At 60.2% G+C, this 16,707-nt stretch carries 14 protein-coding genes and 1 pseudogene; 6 read left to right on the plus strand and 9 right to left on the minus strand.

The genetic code is table 11. From position 1 onward, the window contains the following. Positions 1–56: 56 nt before the first annotated feature. The 6 genes from rbfA (at position 57) to TMS3_RS07790 (ending at position 5,156) form a co-directional block, all read left to right on the plus strand. A complete protein-coding gene (rbfA, locus tag TMS3_RS07765) occupies positions 57–464 on the plus strand; it encodes a 30S ribosome-binding factor RbfA (RefSeq protein ID WP_025164696.1) in 408 nt (135 codons plus the stop codon). Positions 465–468: 4 nt separating this feature from the next. Continuing rightward, the gene (gene truB / locus TMS3_RS07770; RefSeq protein WP_025164697.1) at positions 469–1,386 is read left to right on the plus strand and encodes a tRNA pseudouridine(55) synthase TruB; all 918 of its coding nucleotides are present in this window, start codon (positions 469–471) and stop codon (positions 1,384–1,386) included. A gap of 157 nt (positions 1,387–1,543) precedes the next feature. Beyond that, a complete protein-coding gene (rpsO, locus tag TMS3_RS07775) occupies positions 1,544–1,813 on the plus strand; it encodes a 30S ribosomal protein S15 (protein ID WP_025164698.1) in 270 nt (89 codons plus the stop codon). 174 nt (positions 1,814–1,987) lie between these two features. Next, positions 1,988–4,093: a polyribonucleotide nucleotidyltransferase gene (gene pnp / locus TMS3_RS07780; protein WP_025164699.1), complete on the plus strand. Its 2,106-nt coding sequence runs from the start codon at positions 1,988–1,990 to the stop codon at positions 4,091–4,093. A gap of 441 nt (positions 4,094–4,534) precedes the next feature. After that, positions 4,535–4,900: a BON domain-containing protein gene (locus TMS3_RS07785; protein WP_025164700.1), complete on the plus strand. Its 366-nt coding sequence runs from the start codon at positions 4,535–4,537 to the stop codon at positions 4,898–4,900. Between the two features lie 58 nt (positions 4,901–4,958). Beyond that, complete coding sequence (locus tag TMS3_RS07790; RefSeq protein ID WP_025164701.1) at positions 4,959–5,156, plus strand: CsbD family protein; 198 nt, start codon at positions 4,959–4,961, stop codon at positions 5,154–5,156. Positions 5,157–5,345: 189 nt separating this feature from the next. On the opposite strand, the gene TMS3_RS07795 is transcribed toward TMS3_RS07790, so the two are convergent. The 9 genes and pseudogenes from TMS3_RS07795 to panD all read right to left on the minus strand — a co-directional run bounded on the left by TMS3_RS07795 (position 5,346) and on the right by panD (position 16,694). Then, entirely contained in the window at positions 5,346–5,630 is a 285-nt protein-coding gene (locus TMS3_RS07795; RefSeq protein ID WP_029866199.1) for a DUF2845 domain-containing protein, read from the minus strand. Between the two features lie 62 nt (positions 5,631–5,692). Continuing rightward, complete coding sequence (locus TMS3_RS07800; protein WP_025164703.1) at positions 5,693–5,986, minus strand: DUF2845 domain-containing protein; 294 nt, start codon at positions 5,984–5,986, stop codon at positions 5,693–5,695. 58 nt (positions 5,987–6,044) lie between these two features. Beyond that, entirely contained in the window at positions 6,045–6,338 is a 294-nt protein-coding gene (locus TMS3_RS07805) for a DUF2845 domain-containing protein (RefSeq protein WP_025164704.1), read from the minus strand. Positions 6,339–6,351: 13 nt separating this feature from the next. Next, a complete protein-coding gene (locus TMS3_RS07810) occupies positions 6,352–9,279 on the minus strand; it encodes a DUF748 domain-containing protein (RefSeq protein ID WP_025164705.1) in 2,928 nt (975 codons plus the stop codon). Positions 9,280–9,379: 100 nt separating this feature from the next. After that, positions 9,380–10,396, minus strand: a complete 1,017-nt coding sequence (locus tag TMS3_RS07815) for a class I SAM-dependent rRNA methyltransferase (protein WP_025164706.1) — start codon at positions 10,394–10,396, stop codon at positions 9,380–9,382. 450 nt (positions 10,397–10,846) lie between these two features. Further along, on the minus strand, positions 10,847–12,028 hold the full coding sequence (locus TMS3_RS07820) for an acetyl-CoA C-acetyltransferase (protein WP_025164707.1): 1,182 nt from the start codon (positions 12,026–12,028) through the stop codon (positions 10,847–10,849). A gap of 355 nt (positions 12,029–12,383) precedes the next feature. Beyond that, on the minus strand, positions 12,384–14,321 hold the full coding sequence (gene acs / locus TMS3_RS07825; protein ID WP_025164708.1) for an acetate--CoA ligase: 1,938 nt from the start codon (positions 14,319–14,321) through the stop codon (positions 12,384–12,386). A 220-nt stretch (positions 14,322–14,541) separates the two neighbouring features. Then, positions 14,542–16,206: a glucose-6-phosphate isomerase gene (pgi, locus tag TMS3_RS07830; protein WP_025164709.1), complete on the minus strand. Its 1,665-nt coding sequence runs from the start codon at positions 16,204–16,206 to the stop codon at positions 14,542–14,544. 108 nt (positions 16,207–16,314) lie between these two features. Further along, positions 16,315–16,694: pseudogene (gene panD, locus TMS3_RS07835) on the minus strand (aspartate 1-decarboxylase). Positions 16,695–16,707: the final 13 nt, after the last annotated feature.

Here is a 16,707-nt window from a genome sequence, read left to right on the forward strand (position 1 = left end):
TGCCGCTTTTAGGTCCGCTGCTTATCCGGGCAGTGTGGCGAGTGAAGGTAGTAGAAATGGCCAAAGAATTTAGCCGGGCCCAGCGCATCGGCGACCAGATACAGCGCGAGCTGGCACAGTTGATCCGCATGGAAATCAAAGACCCACGTCTGGGTGGTCTGGTGACTGTGACTGCGGTGGAAGTCAGTCGCGACTCCAGCCACGCCAAGGTGTTCGTCACCGTGATGGGCGGCGAGCCGCAAGAGGGTGTGGATGGCGTGGCGCAGAGCATCAAGGTGCTCAACGATGCCAGCGGTTTTCTGCGCATGCAGTTGGGCAAGGCGATGAAGCTGCGCAGCGTTCCGAACCTGCGCTTCCACTACGACGCCAGCGTGATTCGCGGTGCGGAGTTGTCGGCTTTGATCGAGCGTGCGGTCAGCCAAGACCGTCAGCACGGTGATGAATCCACCGAGTCTGAGGAGTAAGCGAGTGGCTCAGGTGAAACGTATTCGTCGTGCCGTCGATGGCATCATCCTGCTCGATAAGCCCCGTGGTTTCAGCTCCAATGCGGCGCTGCAGAAGGTCCGTTGGTTGCTTAATGCCGAGAAGGCTGGGCACACGGGCAGCCTTGACCCGCTCGCCACCGGTGTATTGCCACTGTGCTTCGGTGAGGCGACCAAGTTTTCCCAGTACCTGCTGGACGCCGATAAAGGCTACGAGACGCTGATGCAGCTGGGTATCACCACCACCACCGCGGATGCTGAAGGCGAAGTGCTAGAGCGTCGACCGGTGACCGTTGGTCGCGCCGATATCGAAGCGCTGCTGCCGCGTTTTCGCGGTGAAATCAGTCAGATACCGCCGATGTACTCGGCCCTCAAGCGTGATGGCCAGCCGTTGTACAAGCTGGCGCGTGCAGGCGAAGTGGTGGAGCGCGAGCCGCGTTCTGTTACTATTGCGCGCCTGGAATTACTGACCTGCGATGCGGAGCAAGCGCGCCTGGAGGTCGATTGCAGCAAGGGCACCTATATCCGCACCTTGGTCGAGGATATCGGTCAGTTGCTCGGTTGCGGTGCTCACGTTGCGCAGCTGCGCAGAACCAAGGCTGGCCCCTTCGACTTAAGCCGCACCGTGACGCTCGAAGAGCTGGAACGTGTGCATGCCGAAGGTGGCAATGAAGCGGTCGACCAGTTTCTCCTGCCGGTTGACAGTGGCCTGCAGCATTGGCCGTTGCTGCAGTTCTCCGAGCACAGTTCGTTTTATTGGTTGCAAGGGCAGCCGGTACGCGCACCGGAAGCGCCGAAGTTCGGCATGGTGCGGGTGCAAGATCACAACGGTCGCTTTATCGGTATAGGTGAAGTGAGCGAAGACGGGCGGATAGCGCCGCGTCGTTTGATTCGGTCGGTTTGACCGTAGTGGGTGGTCGCAAACCTTAGGTTTGCGGTGTCCATGTCGAGGGTGGCTGTTAATAGGCACGGTCATGCCTCATTTAAAAAACACGGGAAGTAATTTCCGGCCTATTGGAACTGCTGGTTTTCGGCAGTTTCCTAACTGAGAGGAAGCCCACATGGCACTCAGCGTTGAAGAAAAAGCTCAGATCGTTAACGACTATAAGCAAGCTGAAGGCGACACTGGTTCGCCGGAAGTGCAAGTTGCCCTGTTGTCCATCAACATCAACAAGCTGCAAGGTCACTTCAAGGCCAACGGTAAGGACCACCACTCGCGTCGTGGCCTGATCCGTATGGTTAACCAGCGTCGCAAGCTGCTGGATTACCTGAAGAGCAAGGACGTTAGTCGTTACAGCGCCCTGATCGGTCGCCTGGGTCTGCGTCGCTAAGCAATGCTTACGCGAAGCTGAATGCCGAAGCTGGAAGTGGGGTTTATCCCTGCTTCCAGCTTTTGCCTTTCAGTCACACGCGTTTTGGACGGCTGCGGGTTCGACTCCCGCTGTTGCCCACGAATTCTGCAAGAAACAGCTTTCCCCAAAGGCAATGAAGAGAAGGAAAACACCGTGAACCCGGTCATCAAGAAATTCCAGTTCGGTCAGTCGACCGTTACCCTCGAGACAGGCCGTATCGCCCGTCAAGCCTCCGGCGCAGTGCTGGTCACCGTTGACGACGACGTCGCCGTACTGGTCGCCGTTACTGGCGCCAAGACTGCCGACCCGAGCAAGGGCTTTTTCCCGCTGTCGGTGCACTACCAGGAAAAAACCTACGCAGCCGGCAAGATTCCCGGTGGTTTCTTCAAGCGTGAAGCGCGTCCTTCTGAGAAAGAGACCCTGACTTCGCGCCTGATCGACCGTCCGATCCGTCCGCTGTTTCCAGAAGGCTTCCAGAACGAAGTGCAGGTTATCTGCACCGTGATCTCCACCAGCAAGAAGACCGACCCGGACGTCGCTGCGATGATCGGTACTTCGGCAGCCCTGGCCATTTCCGGTATTCCGTTCAACGGCCCTATCGGTGCTGCGCGCGTCGCCTTTCACCCGGAAACCGGCTACCTGCTGAACCCGAATTACGAGCAGCTCAAGGCTTCCAGCCTGGACATGGTCGTAGCCGGTACCAAAGACGCTGTGCTGATGGTTGAGTCGGAAGCCAAAGAGCTGACCGAAGACCAGATGCTCGGTGCCGTGCTGTTTGCCCACGACGAATTCCAGGTCGTGATCCAGGCCATTACCGAGCTGGCTGCCGAAGCCGCCAAGCCGACCTGGGACTGGCAGCCCAAGCCCGAGAACACTGCCCTGCTCAACGCTATTCGCGGCGAGTTCGGCGAGGCCATCTCCCAGGCTTACACCATCACCGTCAAGCATGAGCGTTATGCCCGTCTGGGTGAGCTGCGCAATGAAATCGTCGCCAAGTTCGCAGGCGAAGAAGGCCAGCCGACTGCCGGTGAAGTCAAAGAGGTGTTTGGCGAGATCGAATACCGCACCGTGCGTGAGAACATCGTCAACGGCAAGCCGCGTATCGATGGCCGTGATACCCGTACCGTCCGCGGTCTGAACATCGAAGTTGGGGTGCTGGACAAGACCCACGGTTCTGCATTGTTCACCCGTGGCGAAACCCAGGCCCTGGTGGTTGCCACTCTCGGCACCGCACGTGACGCGCAGCTGCTCGACACCCTGGAAGGCGAGCGCAAAGACCCCTTCATGCTGCACTACAACTTCCCACCATACTCGGTCGGTGAGTGTGGTCGCATGGGCGCTACTGGCCGCCGCGAAATCGGTCACGGCCGTCTGGCTCGTCGCTCCATCGCAGCCATGCTGCCAAGCGCCGATGTGTTCCCGTACACCATTCGCGTGGTTTCGGAAATCACCGAGTCCAACGGTTCCAGCTCCATGGCTTCGGTCTGCGGCGCTTCCCTCGCTCTGATGGACGCTGGCGTGCCAATGAAGGCACCGGTTGCCGGTATCGCCATGGGTCTGGTTAAAGAAGGCGAGAAGTTTGCCGTTCTGACCGACATCCTCGGTGACGAAGATCACCTCGGTGACATGGACTTCAAGGTAGCCGGTACTGACAAGGGCGTTACCGCTCTGCAAATGGATATCAAGATCCAGGGCATCACCGAAGAAATCATGGAAATCGCTCTGGGCCAGGCCCTGGAAGCGCGCCTGAATATCCTCGGCCAGATGAACCAGGTCATCGCCCAGTCGCGTACCGAGCTGTCGGCCAACGCCCCGACCATGATCGCGATGAAGATCGATCAGGACAAGATTCGCGACGTGATCGGCAAAGGTGGCGCGACCATCCGTGCCATCTGCGAAGAGACCAAAGCGTCCATCGATATCGAAGACGACGGTACCATCAAGATCTTCGGCGAAACCAAGGAAGCGGCTGAGGCAGCACGCCAGCGCGTTCTGGGTATCACCGCAGAGGCCGAAATCGGCAAGATCTACGTCGGTAAAGTTGAGCGTATCGTCGACTTCGGCGCCTTCGTTAACATCCTGCCGGGCAAGGACGGTCTGGTGCACATCTCGATGCTGAGCGATCAGCGTGTCGAGAAAGTCACCGACATCCTCAAAGAAGGCCAGGAAGTGAAGGTTCTGGTACTGGACGTGGACAACCGTGGCCGTATCAAGCTGTCGATCAAAGATGTAGCGGCAGCCGAAGCCTCAGGCGTGTAACAACGCCTGCACTTCAGTTGTAGAGAAAAGGGCCCCTCGGGGCCCTTTTTTGTTTGGCTTTTGGCATCTGCGACAGCGGAAATATGGCTAAAGCGCTCGGCCGTACGCCCAAACCTTCTCGCTGCATTAATAAGCCAGCGAGGGCCTGTGAAATGCCTTATTGGCCTGAGTTACAGGGTGGATGGAGCCTGGGCCAGGTGAATGCATCGTTGGGACGGTGAGCTTGTCGTGATGGCGTTCTGCCTCTTGCAATTTGCCTGAAGCAATTCGCTCGAGCATGCAGTTTGCATGAGCAGTGTGATTTTTTATATTGGTTAAGTTGTTGATAAATATAAGGATAAATTTTTTGTTTGGGTTGGCATAGGGCTTGCGACAGTAGTCTCGAGACTGCAGCCGGGAACGGGCTTGCAGATAATCTGCAACGTACAGGAGTCGATAGCCATGAAACAGTCAATCAACAAGTTTGCCTTTGCCGCAATCACTGCAACCGCCCTCAGCCTGTCGTTGGCCGGTACCGCCTTCGCGGCCAACACTACTGCTGTGCAGCCTACGCTGCTGGCGGGGAATACGATGGATAAAGCTGAAGAAGCGGTGTCCGATACCTGGATCACCAGCAAGGTGAAGTCAACTTTCCTTGCAGATGACAGCCTCAGCGGCATGGATATCAAAGTCGAAACCAACCAAGGCGTGGTCGCACTCTCTGGGGTGGTCGCCAGCGATGCCGAGCGTGACCTGGCGATTGCCAAGGCCAAGGAGATCAAGGGCGTCACCGCAGTGTCTGCCGACGGCCTGAAGTCCGCCAACTAAGTGTGACGATATACGTCCGGCCTGTTCGGGTCTGGCGTCATCCAAGGAGGACAACAGCATGAATTCCGATGTGATCAAAGGTAAGTGGAAGCAGGTCAGTGGCCGGATCAAGGAGCGTTGGGGCAACCTGACCGATGATGACCTGGATGTTGCCGAAGGCCATAGCGAGTATTTGGCCGGCAAGCTGCAGGAGCGTTATGGCTGGACCAAGGAAAAGGCCCAACAGGAAGTACGCGACTTCAGCAGCAAGTTGTAAGCACTGTCACTCAAAAGCCCCCGCGAGTATTGCTTGCGGGGGCTTTTGCATTTGCTAAAGACCCGTGCTCAATATCGATATCAGGCAGGGTTTCTTGTCAGCGCTGGACAGTTAAAGCGGCGTACCTATAAAGCGTATGTGGCCTAGGTGCCTGGTTGCGAGGAGGCTGCACCTATGGGGTTGCTCGCCTTAGTTGCCGCGCTTGCTGTCGATCTTTTTCAGGCGTCCGCCCTCGAACGTCAAATAGTAAAACATGCCACTGCGTGGACCATAGACCCACTCTTCAATTTGCTTTTCCTGATCGCCGTTGGCGTTCAAGGTATAGCCGAGTAAGTCGCGGCTGTTCGCTTCGCCACATTTTGCTTGAACTTCGATGCTGCGATCGCCTTCGCTAGCGATGCCTTTTTCGCAACGCAGGGAGGCATCGGCGCTAGCAGCGGCGAAGAAAAATATGAAGGGGAGTATATGTCGCATGGGGAGGCTTCCTTGTCCGATTGATTGAAACAACGCGAGGTTATCAGCAGGCCTGTGGTTTGTCAGTTGCCGCGCTTGCTGTCGATTTTGATCAGCCGATTCCCCTCGAATCGCAGGAAGTGATACATGCCATTACGCGGGCCATAGCTCCATTCCTCAACCGCAACTTCGTTGCGAAAGCCATAGGCGTCTAGCGTTTCGCGGTAGCCAAGAAAGTCTCGGCTGACCGGCTCACCACATTTACTGAGGACTTCGCTGCTGGGATCGCCGCGGCTAATCAACGCGCTGCCGCAACGCAGCGTCGAAGCTTCGGCTGCGCTGGTCAGTAGCAGCAAGGAGAGCAACAGGTACTTCACCGGGGTTCTTCCTGAAATCGATGTGCAGGGGTCAGCCTACACCGCAGTCACTGGTCTGTCAGTGACTGCGGCGGCGCTCGATGCGGGTTAGCCGATTGCCCTCGAAGGTGAGGATAGTCAGCACGCCATTGCTCGGGCCGTAGATCCATTCCTCTATCTTGAGCTCACGCCGATCGTAGGGGCCGAGGGTATAGCCGACCAGGTCGCGATGGGTCGGTTCGCCACATTTTTGCTGCACTTCGAAGGCGCGATCGCCGACACCCACCAGTTGACTGCCGCAGCGCAGGGTGTCGGCATGGGCGCTGACGTTGCAACAGAGGAGCAATGCCAGGCCGAGCAGGTAAGTGCGCATCATCGGCTCCAGTTCATTGGCTATCGAGGTGCAGTGCGGTGTTCACCTTGCCGCCCACCGGTGCAGGATCAAGGCTGACGTCCAGCAGGTAGATACGCTCGTTTGCCAGGCCCCCTCGGTCGACCAGGAAGTCCTTGATCGTGGCGGCGCGGGCTTGGGCCAGCCGACGCGGCAATAATTTGCTCCGTGCCCAGAGCTGCAGCACGGCATTGCGCAACTGGGCGGCGCGTTGTTCAGACTCCAGTTGGGCCCACTCGATGGGCGGCTGCTGTTTCAGGCGAGTGCGGTAGATACCTTCGAGCAGCGCGGCTTTTTCCTCTTCCGGCACCTGTAGCTGGCTGGCCTCGGCCGGTACCGGGGTGCCACGGCGCTGGAGAATTGTGTAATAGCTGTTCTGGTATTCGCGAGCTAGACGCTGTTCGGCCAATGGTGGGCCGTCGCTGAGCGGCGCGCTCCTGCCTTCCACTTCCAGGCGTAGCGCCGGGCGTTGTTTCAGTGCCTTGGCCAGAGTGTCCAGGGCAGCCTTTGCCTGCGTATCGAGCTCTGCACTGCCGGAGGTGAATGACACGTGACTCAGATCCATTTGTGAGCCGCCGCTGACCAGGCCTGCAATAAACTTGAAGGGCGCTTGGGCGGCCCGCAGCACCAGACCACGTAGGGTTTTCCAGACGATCGGCATGACGCTGAACTGGGGATTGTTGAGGTCGCCCTTAACCGGCAGCTGGATGGCGATCTTACCTTCGCTGTCCTTGAGCAAGGCGACCGCCAGGCGTATGGGCAAGTCGACTGCACTGGGGCTGTCGACTTGTTCGCCCAGTTGAAGCTGCTCGACCACCACGCTGTTTTGCGCATTGAGCTGGCCTTTGCTGATGCGGTAATGCAGGTCCAGGTTGAGTCGTCCCTTGCGAATCCGGTAACCGGCGAACTTGCCTGAATAGGGGGTCAGGGTGGTCAGTTCGACTTGCTTGAACTGAGTGTTGATATCCAGGCTCTCGAGTGGGTCGAAGGGGTTGAGGCTGCCTTTGACGCTCATCGGCGCATAGCGATCGATCTTGCCGGCGATATCCACGCTGGCTGGTTTCGAACTGCGATTGTCGAGGGTGCCGATACGCCCGTTGAGCTGTTGAATGGCGGTGGCGAAGTCGGGCGTCAGACTGAAGTCGGCGAAGTTGGCCGAGCCATCGGCTATGACCACTTCGCCGATGTGAATGGCTAAGGGTTGGCTGGTCGACTCCGAGGGGGCGGCCGCAGTCGAGGTGGCGGTCACCGGCTGAGCGATCAGCAAGTCGCTGACATTGGTGGTGAGGTCTTCGTTGATGATAAAGCGTGCATAGGGTTGGTTCAGGCGCACGCTAGCGATCTTCAGGCTGTCGCCGTGTTGGTAGTTCAGGCCGTCCAGGTTGAGCTGCTGCCAGCGTACGAAATCGCGCTCCTTGAGGCTGTCGAGGGTGTGCAGCTGGTTGACCTGGGCCTTACCGGAGACGCTGAGCGCCAGTGGTGCGGTACTGCTCAGGTCGACCTGCAGATCGCTGCCGAGCAGGCCGCTGCGCAGTTCGAGGCGCACGAAGGGGCTCAGATAGGCCTGAGCCAGACGCAAGTCGATGTCGCGCGTGCTGACTTTAAGGGTGGCAGACGTCGGCTTCAGTTGTATCTGACCCTCGGCCTGCAGCTGGCCCTGTTCGCCCAGTCCGCTATCCAGTTTGAGATGGAAGGGTGAAGTGCCGAGGCTATCGAGGTTTTGCAGGTCGAGGTTTAGCGGGCCGAGCTCGAGCGTCACCTCCTGCTCTGGCAGGCGGTCGACCAGATGAGCCTGGTAATCACGCAGTTGCACATCGTCTAGCACCACTTGCCAGGGTTTGCTGGCTGCCGGGTTCTGCTGTTTGACTGGTCGTGGTGTTTTTGCCGGCTTCTGAGCGGCTGAGCTGCTGTCCTGCGCTGTCGGTAGCAGCAGTGTTTGCCAGTCCAGCTGGCCATCGCGCTCGCGGGCAGCCCAGGTCTCCAGCTGCTGGCTACGGACTTTGCCCACCGTTATCTGCTGTTTAGCCAGGTCCAGGCGCGCATCGCTGATCTGCAGATTGGCCAGCTTAACCAGCGGCCGGCCAGTCGGTGCTTTGATGGCGAAAGATTTGACTTGGATCTGGGTGTTGTTCAGCAGCAGCTGGAGTTTCTCGCCCAGCTTCAGGTGGTAGTCGGTGGCCAGGCTGACTTGGCCTTTATCCAGCACCAGTGGGGCGGCATCGCGTACATAGGGCCAGAGACTTTTCAACTGACCTTGGCTGAGTGTCAGGTGGCCGCTGGAACTGAGTGGCCGTAAACTGATCTGACCACGCCAGTCTATCCGCCCAACTTCAGGACCATTAGCGGTCAGGGTTATTTCAGCGTTGTCGTCGGGCAGGGTACTGAGGTGCTGCAGTTCCAGGCTAAGGTCGTCGTAGATGAGTTCTATGGGGTCGCTCGGACGTCGATCCGCAAAGTGCAGCTTACCCTCGGTCAGTTTGATCCGGTCGATGCGCAGCGGGAACGGCTCGCCTGGTACTTCGTCCGGTGCGGCCGTGGGGCGCTCGGGCAGCTTGAACAGTTGCGCCAGATTGAGCCTGCCCTGTTTGTCGAGCAGCACCTGGCTGCGGGCTTGATCCAGCTCAACATTGGCCAAGTGCAGCGCGCCACTCCATAGACTGTCGAGTTGCAGGTTGGCGTACAGGCGCTCGAAGGCCACTTGTTGCTGTTCCTGTTCGCCGATGTGCAGGCCCCACAGGCTGAGCTCCAGGCTGAATGGGTTGAGCTGCAGGCGCTCAAGTTTGGCGGGCAGCGTAGCGTAGAGAGCCAATTGCTGGTTGGCCAGGCGCAAGGCAATCCCGGGCAGGATCAGGAAGCCGAGTAGGCTGTAGAGGGCTGCGGCAATCAGCAGGGCAGCGGCGGCGCGTTTCATTCCGTTGTACATGGCGAGGCGTCATCTATCCCGACGAGAAATGCCTTGGAGTATGGCATGTGCGGACGGTTCCTTCTCCGCCACCGAGGTTTCTGCCGCGCGGGGCCGACCTTTAGAAATGCAGGATCAGGGTCTTCAGCGGCGGTTGGCCGTCGAGCGAGGGGAAGTCCGCCGCCGGCGTCAGTACCTGGCACTCACGCACAGGGCGCCCGAGTTTGCTGGCACAACGCAGGACCTGTTCGCGCCAGTCGGCCAGGCTGACCTTTGCCAGGTTGTTGCAACAGATCAGCACGCCATCCTCGGCGGTGGCGAGCAGTGCCGGTTTGAGCAGGCTTTGATAGTCGCGTAGCAAGTCGACAGTGCCGAACGCGCTCTTGGCCCAGGCGGGCGGATCGAGAAACACCAGGTCGAACTGGCGTGATGTCAGGCGTGGGTAAGTCGGCAGTTTTTGCCCGCGACGCTGGGTAATGGGTAGTCCGGCCAGCTGGCGGATGGCCGGGAAATAATCTGACTGGATAAACTGCATCGGAGTCAGTTCGGGGTTGAGCATGCCATTCTCGCGACCAACCGCCAGGTTGCCCTCGGCGAAATCCAGGTTGAGCACCTCACTCGCGCCGCCGGCTGCGGCGCTGAGGCCGATTCCGCAGGTGTAGGCGAACAGATTGAGCAGGCTTTTACCGGAACTGTGCGCCTTGACCCAGCCGCGGGCATTGCGCAGATCGAGAAACAGCAGCGGATCCTGGCCGGCATGACGGCCACGCACTCGGTAGTTGAGGCCCCATTCATGGCCAATCAAATCCGCCAGCGCGTCGGGCTCGGCTGGGTAGATGGGGTCCTGGCGGTCGATACGCGAGTTGCCTTGGGAGCGGTCGTTGTACACCAGCAGCAGGGGTAGGTTGAGCTGCTCGCGGCATTGCTCGGCCAGGCGCAGCAGCTGATCGCGCTCAAGGCTATGGTGAAAACTCTGTACCAGCAGCTGCGGTCCGTAGCGGTCTATTGTCAGGCCGCTGGCACCTTCCTGGCTGCCATGGAACAGGCGGTAGCAATCGGTGCCTTGTTGGTGCAGCTCATTCAGCAGGGCTTGGCGATTGTGCAGGGCGGCGCGCAGCGCCTGGTCGAGAGCAGGCATGCGCGATGGCTCGGAATAGGAGGGAGGTGCGCAGTCTAGCAAGAAAAGCGTCGGCGCCTTCTCTCGGAGCGGCGCCGGCGTTCGGACGTCCTGTCCAGCGCTCCTCGTTGCGAGGAGGTGGCGCGCAGGCAGTAGATCGCCTACGGCAAGCGGCGCCGAGGCAGCTAGTGCGAGTGCCAGGCGTTAGCAGGCCGTTGAAAAGCTACTGCGCTCGGCTATGCGGCGTTGAAATCAGCCCGGGGCGCGGCGTCTCAAAATGCTCATGTACAACTCGTACACTGCGCTTTTGATTCGCTACGCTCACCCTGCGGGCCAGCCTCCGGCTGTTACTTCGCTTCGCTGTGTTGCAACTGATTTCGCCTTATGACCCACATGGATGTGGGAAATGCCGTTACCCAAAGGGAGCGGGCACGGCCCTAGTCTTCGCTCGCTACATTTTTCAACGGCCTGTTAGTCGCGTTCGATGGCCAGGGCCACGCCCTGACCGCCACCGATGCACAGGGTTGCCAGGCCTTTCTTGGCATCACGCTTGATCATCTCGTGCAGCAGGGTCACCAGTACCCGGCAGCCGGAGGCGCCGATCGGGTGGCCAAGGGCGATGGCACCGCCGTTGACGTTGACCTTGCTGGCATCCCAGCCCAGCTCCTGGCCGACCGCCAGGGCCTGGGCGGCAAAGGCTTCGTTGGCTTCGATCAGGTCAAGCTGCTCCAGACTCCACTCGGCCTTCTCCAGACAGCGGCGAGTTGCGGACACAGGGCCGATGCCCATGATCGCCGGGTCGACGCCGGCATTGGCGTAACCGGCGATGTGCGCCAGTACCGGCAGGCCGAGCGCCTGGGCCTTGCTCGCGCTCATCAGCAGCACTGCGGCGGCGCCGTCGTTGAGGCTGGAGGCGTTGCCGGCGGTGACGCTGCCGTCTTTCTTGAACGCCGGCTTGAGTTTGCCCAGGGATTCGGCGCTGGTGCCGGCGCGCGGCTGCTCGTCGGTGGCGAAGGCCAGGGGCTCGCCCTTGCGCTGGGGAATCAGGATCGGGGTGATCTCTTCGACGAAACGCCCGGCTTCGATGGCGGCGCAGGCTTTCTGTTGCGAGGCCGCGGCGAAGGCGTCTTGCGCCTCACGGGTGATGGCGTACTTGTCCACCAGGTTCTCGGCGGTGATGCCCATGTGGTAGTCGTTGAAGGCGTCCCACAGTCCATCAGTGATCATGCTGTCGATCAGTTGGGAATGGCCCATGCGCAAACCGGTGCGAGCCTTGGGCATGACATAGGGAGCCAGGCTCATGTTCTCCATGCCGCCGGCGATGATCACCTCGGCATCGCCGCAGCGGATCGCCTGGGCGCCCAGATGCAGGGCTTTCAGACCCGAGCCGCAGACCTTGTTGAGGGTCAGGGCTGGCACTGCATGGGGCAGACCGGCCTTGATCGCAGCCTGACGTGCGGTGTTCTGCCCTGCGCCAGCGGTCAGTACGTGGCCGAGGATCACTTCGTCGACCTCGGCTCCATTCAGATCGGTTTGCGCAAGCAGCTGGCGGATCACCGCAGCGCCCAGTTCGGTGGCAGGAATGCCCGCCAGCGCGCCCTGGAAGCTGCCGATGGCGGTGCGGGTGGCGGCGACGATAACGACTTCTTGCATGAATCGATCCTCACAGTGACAGGCGCGGCGAGCCGCGAAGGCGGTTATGGTGGCACATGGACTTTGCCCACGACCAGCTCATGAACCCGTACGGTCGGCCAGCTAGTGGCAGCCTTATGTGAGCAGGCAAGCTGGGTAACACCTCGCTATACGGCCTAGTGGCAGTGGGGGCTTCGGTTTGTTGTGGTTGGCGCGGCGTTAGGTCTGTCGATCTGAGCTGGTGGCGTTCAGGTTGAACAGGCTGCCGCCTCATCAGGGATGACGAGGCGGCGAAGCGGCTTGGGACGACCGCGCGGCTGCACCTTCAAGCGCTGCAACAGAGGGCACGGCAGCGCGTGCCCGGGTGATGCTTGTCTCAGCGGTTGAGGCGCTTGTCGATCAGGTCGTCGACCACGGACGGGTCGGCCAGGGTAGAGGTGTCACCGAGGTTGTCCAGTTCGTTGCAGGCTATCTTGCGCAGGATGCGCCGCATGATCTTGCCCGAACGGGTTTTCGGCAGGCCCGGCGCCCATTGGATCAGCTCCGGTCTGGCGAAACCGCCGATTTCCTTGCTGACCAGGGTCAGCAGCTCCTTTTGTAGCGCCTCGCTCGGCTCTATCCCGTTCATCGGGGTGATGAAGGCGTAGATACCCTGGCCCTTGAGATCATGTGGGTAACCGACCACTGCGGCTTCGGCGACCGCATCGTGCAGGACCAGGGCACTTTCCACTTCGGCGGTGCCGATGCGATGGCCGGACACATTGATCACGTCGTCCACGCGTCCGGTGATCCAGTAGTAGCCGTCCTCATCGCGGCGTGCGCCGTCACCACTGAAGTAGTAGCCTGGGTAGGCGGAGAAATAGGTATCAATCATCCGCTGGTGGTCGCCGTAGACGCTGCGTATCTGACTCGGCCAACTGGCTTTGATCGCCAGCACGCCTGAGCCCGCACCCTCGATTTCCTGGCCTTGCTCATCCAGCAGGACCGGATGCACGCCGAAGAACGGCCGGGTCGCCGAGCCGGGTTTGAGGTCGGTGGCGCCGGGCAGCGGGGTGATCATGATGGCGCCGGTTTCGGTCTGCCACCAGGTGTCGACGATCGGGCAGCGCCTGTCGCCGACCACATTGAAGTACCACTCCCAGGCTTCCGGGTTGATCGGCTCGCCGACACTGCCGAGTAGACGCAGGCTGCTGCGCGAGGTCTGCTTGACCGGATCTTCGCCTTCGCGCATCAGCGCGCGCAGGGCGGTTGGCGCAGTGTAGAAGATGTTCACCTGGTGCTTGTCGATCACCTGCCAGAAGCGCGAGGCATCGGGGTAGTTCGGTACGCCTTCATATATCAGGCTGGTGGCGCCATTGGCCAGCGGGCCATAGACGATGTAGCTGTGCCCGGTGACCCAGCCGACATCGGCGGTGCACCAATAGATGTCGCCGTCGTGGTAGTCGAATACGTACTTGTGGGTCATGGCCGCCATCAACAGATAGCCGCCAGTGGTGTGCAGCACACCCTTAGGTTTGCCGGTACTGCCCGAGGTGTAGAGGATGAACAGCGGGTCCTCGGCGTCCATCGGTTCGGCCGGGCAGTCGTCGTCGACTTTCTGCAGTGCCTCGTGGTACCAGAGATCTCGGCCCTCGACCCAGTCGATCTTGCCTTGGGTACGCTCGACCACCACCACGGTCGAGACGTTCGGGCAGCTTTGCAGCGCCTTGTCGACGCTGGCCTTGAGCGGCACGTACTTGCCGCCGCGCACGCCTTCGTCGGCGGTGATCACGGTGCGGCAATCTGCATCCAGGATGCGATCACGCAGGGCGTCGGCAGAGAAACCACCGAACACCACCGAGTGCACCGCACCGATGCGCGTACAGGCGAGCATGGCATAGGCCGCTTCCGGCACCATCGGCATGTAGATGCACACCCGGTCGCCTTTCTGTACGCCACGACTCTTCAGCACATTGGCCAGGCGGCAGACGTGGTGATGCAGTTTACGGTAGGTGATGTTGGCGGATTCGGCAGGGTTGTCGCCTTCCCAGATAAGGGCAATCTGTTCGCCGCGCTGCTCCAGGTGGCGGTCGATGCAGTTATAGCTGACGTTCAGTTGGCCGTCCCTGAACCAGCTGGCCTGGCCTTTGCGCATGTCGCCGTGGTGCACGCTGCGCCAGGGTTTGAACCAGTCGAGAAAGGTCGTCGCCTGCTCGGCCCAGAAGGTTTCAGGCTGCTCGATGGATTGTCGGTACAGACGCTGGTAGTCGTCGTCGTTGAGGTGGGCACGCTGACGCACTGCAGCGCTGACGGGGTGGCGAGTGATCTCAAACATGGCGGGGCCTTCTTGTTGTGTTTCCGCGATGTCCGTAAGGGTAGCACCCAAGTCACTGTTTGATTCAAGTGCTGGCGTGCGCTTTTGGCAGGGGCGCAGGTTCGCGCCGAAGGTTGTCTCAGATGCAGGGTGCCAAGCGCTCGGGAGGTCCGGTGATTGAGTGCGTAGCCGTGTTTTATGGGCCGGCCGACCCGACGTATGTTGGGTCGGCCGGGAGCTTTCAGCCGCGATGGCGACCGCGGAAATAGTCGATCAAACCTTGAGTGGAGGGATCTTCCGCCGGCTGCTGCTCATCGCCGGTGAGGCGTTGGTAAACCCCCTTGCCCAGCTCCTTGCCCAGTTCGACGCCCCACTGGTCGAAGGCGTTGATGCCCCAGATCGCGCTCTGTACGAACACCTTGTGCTCGTACATCGCGACCAGCGCTCCGAGGCGGCGCGGACTGATTCGCTCGAGTACCAGTGTGTTGCTCGGGCGGTTGCCGGGAATCACTTTGTGCGGGGCGAGGAACTGTACCTGCTCTTCGTTCATGCCTTTGGCGCGCAGCTCGGCTTCGGCTTCTGCGCGGCTCTTGCCCAGCATCAGGGCCTGGCTCTGTGACAGGCAGTTGGCGTACAGCCATTGGTGGTGGTCGGCGACCGGGTTGTAACTGACCACCGGCACGATAAAGTCCGCCGGAATCAGCTGTGTGCCCTGGTGCAGTAACTGGTGGTATGCGTGCTGACCGTTGCAACCGACGCCGCCCCAGATCACCGGGCCGGTCGCACAGCTCACCGGGCTGCCGTCCTGGCGTACGCGCTTGCCGTTGGACTCCATGTCCAACTGCTGCAGGTGCTTGGTGATGTTGCGCAGGTAATGATCGTACGGCAGGATCGCCTGACTCTGCGCGTCCCAGAAATTGCCGTACCAGATGCCCAGCAGGGCCAGCAGTACCGGCATGTTGTCTTCGAACGGTGCGCTCTGGAAATGCTCATCCATGCTGTAGGCACCGGACAGCAGCTCCTTGAAGTTGGACATGCCGATGGACATGGCGATCGGTAAGCCGATGGCCGACCATAGCGAATAACGCCCGCCGACCCAGTCCCACATGGGAAAGATATTTTCTTCGTGGATGCCGAACGCGACCGCCGCCTCGCGATTGCTCGACACCGCGATAAAGTGCCGATACAGCTGCGCTTCTGAGCCACCCTGGGCCAGGTACCAGCGGCGAGCGGCCTGGGCATTCTTCAGGGTCTCCAGGGTGCTGAAGGATTTCGAGGAGACGATGAACAGCGTGGTTTCCGCCCGCAGCTTGGCCGACAGTTCATGGAATTCGCTGCCATCGATATTGGCCAGGTAATGGCAGCGCACACCGCGTTGGGCGAATGGCAACAGCGCTTCGGAGACCAGTTGCGGACCGAGGAACGAGCCACCAATGCCGATATTCACCACGTCGGTGATGGGCTTTTCAGTGTAACCGCGCCACAAGCCATCGTGGATGCTGCCGACCACCTCGGTCATCTGGTGCAGCACTCGCTGCACCTCCGGCATCACATCGACGCCATCGACCAGTACCTTGTCGCCGATGGGGCGGCGGAGGGCGGTATGCAGCGCCGGACGGGCTTCCGATGCATTGATCGGTTCACCATCGAATAGGGCGCGGATCGACTGGGCCAAACCGGTTTCTTGCGCCAAGTTGACCAGTAGTTCGCGGGTCTCCTGGTTAATCAGATTTTTCGAGTAATCGAGAAATATTCCACAGCTGCTTAGCGACAGTTTGCTGAAGCGCTCTGGATCGGTGCTGAACGCTTCGCGCATGTTGAAGTTCTGCAAGCTGGCGCGATGAGTTTGCAGAGCCTGCCAAGAGGGCAGGGCAGTGACATCGAGCGGGTGCTGGTAGTACGCCATATGCGGAGGCTTCCTTTTGCTGGTGCGTGCTTAAAAAGCGGGGGGCAATAAAAAGCCCGGAACACTGCTCGTGTGCCGGGCTTTTAGTGTAACGGCCTGGGTACAGGATTAGGCAACCTGCTGCGGAATGGCGGTGCTGGTGTGGCTCAACTCGTTGCCTGCTGCCATGTACAGCAGGCGCGGTTTGAAGTTGAGCAGATCGGCCTCGCTGTAATGGGCGTAAGCGCAAATGATCACGCGGTCGCCCTCCTTGGCCTTGTGCGCGGCTGCACCGTTTACTGAAATCATCCGCGAGCCGGCTTCGCCGCGAACTGCATAGGTGGTGAAGCGCTCGCCATTGTCGATGTTGTAGATATGGATCTGCTCATACTCCTGGATGCCGGACAGGTCCAGCCATTCCCCATCAATGGTGCAGGCCCCTCGTAATCGAGCACGGCGTGAGTGACTTCGGCGCGCTGCAGCTTGGCTTTGAGCATGATGGCGTGCATGGCTGTTTCTTGG

The sequence above is a fragment of the Pseudomonas taeanensis MS-3 genome (assembly GCF_000498575.2).
GTDB classification, from domain to species: domain Bacteria; phylum Pseudomonadota; class Gammaproteobacteria; order Pseudomonadales; family Pseudomonadaceae; genus Aquipseudomonas; species Aquipseudomonas taeanensis.

What these genes read in the sequence shown, in the direction of transcription:
- rbfA (WP_025164696.1), top strand. Translation starts at nt 57, where the DNA reads ATGGCCAAAGAATTTAGCCGGGCCCAGCGCATCGGCGACCAGATACAG.
- rpsO (WP_025164698.1), top strand. Translation starts at nt 1,544, where the DNA reads ATGGCACTCAGCGTTGAAGAAAAAGCTCAGATCGTTAACGACTATAAG.
- TMS3_RS07785 (WP_025164700.1), top strand. Translation starts at nt 4,535, where the DNA reads ATGAAACAGTCAATCAACAAGTTTGCCTTTGCCGCAATCACTGCAACC.
- TMS3_RS07790 (WP_025164701.1), top strand. Translation starts at nt 4,959, where the DNA reads ATGAATTCCGATGTGATCAAAGGTAAGTGGAAGCAGGTCAGTGGCCGG.
- TMS3_RS07795 (WP_029866199.1), bottom strand. Translation starts at nt 5,630, where the DNA reads ATGCGACATATACTCCCCTTCATATTTTTCTTCGCCGCTGCTAGCGCC.
- TMS3_RS07805 (WP_025164704.1), bottom strand. Translation starts at nt 6,338, where the DNA reads ATGCGCACTTACCTGCTCGGCCTGGCATTGCTCCTCTGTTGCAACGTC.
- TMS3_RS07810 (WP_025164705.1), bottom strand. Translation starts at nt 9,279, where the DNA reads ATGTACAACGGAATGAAACGCGCCGCCGCTGCCCTGCTGATTGCCGCA.
- TMS3_RS07815 (WP_025164706.1), bottom strand. Translation starts at nt 10,396, where the DNA reads ATGCCTGCTCTCGACCAGGCGCTGCGCGCCGCCCTGCACAATCGCCAA.
- TMS3_RS07820 (WP_025164707.1), bottom strand. Translation starts at nt 12,028, where the DNA reads ATGCAAGAAGTCGTTATCGTCGCCGCCACCCGCACCGCCATCGGCAGC.
- acs (WP_025164708.1), bottom strand. Translation starts at nt 14,321, where the DNA reads ATGTTTGAGATCACTCGCCACCCCGTCAGCGCTGCAGTGCGTCAGCGT.
- pgi (WP_025164709.1), bottom strand. Translation starts at nt 16,206, where the DNA reads ATGGCGTACTACCAGCACCCGCTCGATGTCACTGCCCTGCCCTCTTGG.